Genomic DNA, 3,358 nt, shown 5'->3' with positions numbered 1-3,358 from the left:
TATTCTGCCGTCTGCTTCGCACGTTTCGCGGCCGCCCAGCCAGCAATCTCACGTTGCTCTGAGCGTGTGAGGGCAAGCGCATCGGGCGCAACATCCTTTGTGATAGTGGAGCCTGCACCCACAATGGAACCGGCCCCAATACTCACGGGCGCAACCATCATGGTGTCGCTACCAATGAACGCCCCATCGCCAATAACGGTGGCGAACTTGTGCTTGCCATCGTAGTTGCACGTGATGGAACCAGCCCCGATGTTCACATCCTCGCCGATGGTCGTATCGCCAATGTAGCTCAAGTGCGGAACCTTCGAGCCCTTGCCCACCGTAGATTTCTTGATCTCCACGTGCGTGCCCGCCTTCGCTCCCTCACACAGGTGCGCGCCCGGGCGCAGGTAAGCGCGGGGGCCGCACGTAGCGCCATCATCCAGCACAGCTTCGACCGCCACCGTCTCGTCCACCGTGCAGCCCTGCCCCACCACCGTGTCGGTCAAACGCGAGTTCGGGCCGATGAGGCTATCCTCCCCCACACGCGTGGTTCCCATGAGGAACGTCTGCGGCAGCAACTCGACGTCCTGCTCGAGTACCACCTCAGGGCCGATCCATACCTGGTCGGGGTCGGTCATGGTTACCCCCGCAACCAGGTGGGCACGGTTGATGCGACGCTGCGCAAACTTGGTTGCCTCAGCCAACTGCAAGCGCGAGTTCACACCGAGGCACTCGGCCACGTCGCTTGCAGGCAATGCCAGCACCGGACGCCCGGCTGCACGGCAGATAGCCAACACGTCGGTGAGATAGAACTCGCCTTGTGCGTTGTTGTCGTCCACCTGGCCCAGTGCGTCAAACAACGCACGGGCATCAAAGCAGTAGAAGCCCGAATTGCACTCGGTGAGGGAGGCTTCCGCTTGCGTAGCATCCTTCTGCTCGACAATGCGCTCCACCTGGCCCTCGTCGTCCCGTACGATGCGCCCGTAGCCAAACGGATCGTCCATCTCCATCGTCAGCACCACCACGGCCGCATCGGCCTGTTCGCGCATCTCAACAAGCCGACGAATCGTATCCGACGTGATCAGCGGACAATCGCCCGACAGTACCACCAGCGACCCATCGAAGTCGGCAAGCGCATCTCTACATACCGCCACCGCATCGGCCGTGCCGCGACGCTCCGGCTGCTCAACAATCGTCGTGTCGCCCGCCACCAGCGGCTCAACCTGCGCACGCTCATGCCCAACCACCGACACAATACGCTCCACTCCTGCAACGTGCGCCGCATCCACCACCCAGCGTACGAGCGGCTTGCCCAGCACCTCGTGGACGACCTTGGGCTTCTTTGATTTCATACGGGTTCCGGCACCCGCAGCTAAAACGATGGCAGCAGCTTTCATATAATCCCTTCGATCACGCCGGCGTTTCCCCACAAGTATAACGCAGTCCTCATAAAGCCCAGGTGAATAAGACTATTGCGGCCCCGCTTCTTCATCCTTGCTCCGCATTTTCACCTGCCGGGACGTGATTTCCACCTCGACAGCTTCGCGCCGAGCCTCGGCCACCGCATCGGAGCGCATGTTGTCCTCACCCAAATCAACCGCAATCTCGAAAACACCCGTACGCTTCTTTGCGGCTGCCACTTCCTCTTTCAGAAGCGGGCTTTCTATATCGCGCAGCAACTCCTCGCTGTCGCGCACCGCGTTAAGATCGGCTGTCTGCAGGCTGCCCTCGTCTTCAGGCGGTGTAGACAGGTACGCCACGCCCCTTTTCTGGGCCCGCTTGGCCTGCACCATCAGCAACACGAAACCTGCCACGCCCGCCACCAGCGAGGCCGCCAGGATACCGGCTTTCGCCGTGGTCACCATCATCTCGCTGTCGAACGCCAAGTTGGCCACAAAGATGGCCATGGTGAAGCCCACGCCGCCCAAGATGCCTGCGCCCAGCATGTGCCCCCAGTTCACATTCTCGGGAAGCGATGCCACCTTCAACTTCACCACCAAAAAGCTGAACAGCATGATGCCCAGGGGCTTGCCCAGCACCAGGCCGAGCATAACACCGTAGAGCAGCGGGTCTGAGAGAAACGCGCCCAAGTCGGCCCCGACCAGGCTCACGTCGGCGTTCGTCAGCGCAAACAACGGCAGGACGCCGAAGTACACCCACGGGTACAGCTTGTGCTCCAGACGCGTGGCCGGAGGCACCACCTGGCGCGCGACCGCGCTCAACGATTGCACGGTCTCGAGGTAGCCGCCCTGCGCCCGCACCGGCGTTTCCGGCTGGTAGGCAGCGCCGGCTTCGCGCACCTTGTCTCCCGACCAGGTAATGAAGCTCTTCAAGTTCACGCGCGAACCCGAAGGAATAACGAACGCCAGCAGCACGCCGGCAATAGTGGCATGAACGCCCGACATGAACACGCAGTACCACAGCACGGCTCCCACCAGCAAGTACGGCACCAGCGAGTAAATATGGTTGCGGTTCATCAGCGCCAGCACGAACAGCACCACGGCCGCCGTCGCAAGCCAGGCGAACGAGGGGCTGTGCCCATAGAACACGGCGATTACCAGAATGGCGATGATGTCATCGGCCACGGCCAACGTGCTCAGGAACACCCTCACGCCGCTGGGTACGCGATTGCCCAGAAGCGCCAGGATACCCAAGGCGAAGGCGATGTCGGTGGCCATAGGCACGCCCCAACCGCCTGCCGCCTCAGGGTTGCCCGCGTTGAATGCCAGGTAAATGCCGATGGGCACTACCACGCCGCCCACCGCCGCCACAATCGGAAGCAGTGCTTGGCGGATGTTCGTCAACTCGCCAACCGTCATCTCGTATTTCACTTCCAAGCCCACCAGCAGGAAGAAAACGGCCATGAATATATCGTTTATCACATGGGACAGGGACATGCCGGCGAACTGATCGCCGAAGAACAAGCCCACTTCCGTATGCCAGAACTCGAGAAACGTCTCGTGTGCGCCCGTGTTCGCCACGATGAGCGCGACGACGGCCGCCGCCAGCATGGCACCCGCCGCCTTGGTTGACGAATGGGTGAATCGGATAAGCTTTCGATAGCGAGCCTGGTGCCCCTGCACCTCACTGATAAACAGCTTCTGCTCTTTGGCCGACGTGGGCGTCATATCCCGTCCTTACCGTTGCTCGATCGTGGCGCACGACGATCGCCCTCGCAGCTCGCGGTGCGCCTCGCACATTGCATTTAGCGCTACATTATCCCTTATATTTCCTTAACACCCCGAAAATCGTTGCGCGTCTACAACCCGACTTCACATCGTTGCACAGCGGGGGCGCTTCCCCTCGATGCACGGGTGCCTGTCGGCCGGCGCATCAGCTTCTCGAAGACGGGTGCCTTCGACTTCGTGAAAGCCAT

General features: G+C 61.3%; 2 protein-coding genes. Both read right to left on the bottom strand.

The window, feature by feature from the left end; genetic code table 11:
- A partial coding sequence (glmU, locus tag RR842_RS13090) for a bifunctional UDP-N-acetylglucosamine diphosphorylase/glucosamine-1-phosphate N-acetyltransferase GlmU (RefSeq protein ID WP_332722120.1) occupies positions 1–1,379 on the bottom strand: 1,379 nt, incomplete at its 3' end.
- 72 nt (positions 1,380–1,451) lie between these two features.
- Complete coding sequence (nhaA, locus tag RR842_RS13085) at positions 1,452–3,110, bottom strand: Na+/H+ antiporter NhaA (RefSeq protein ID WP_332730042.1); 1,659 nt, start codon at positions 3,108–3,110, stop codon at positions 1,452–1,454.
- Positions 3,111–3,358: the final 248 nt, after the last annotated feature.

The organism is Gordonibacter sp., from assembly GCF_036667095.1.
Taxonomy (GTDB): domain Bacteria; phylum Actinomycetota; class Coriobacteriia; order Coriobacteriales; family Eggerthellaceae; genus Gordonibacter.
This window is presented reverse-complemented; position numbering and strand designations above follow the sequence as displayed.

Excerpts from the sequence above, each read along its gene's own strand:
- nhaA (WP_332730042.1), bottom strand. The coding sequence starts at position 3,110 with ATGACGCCCACGTCGGCCAAAGAGCAGAAGCTGTTTATCAGTGAGGTG.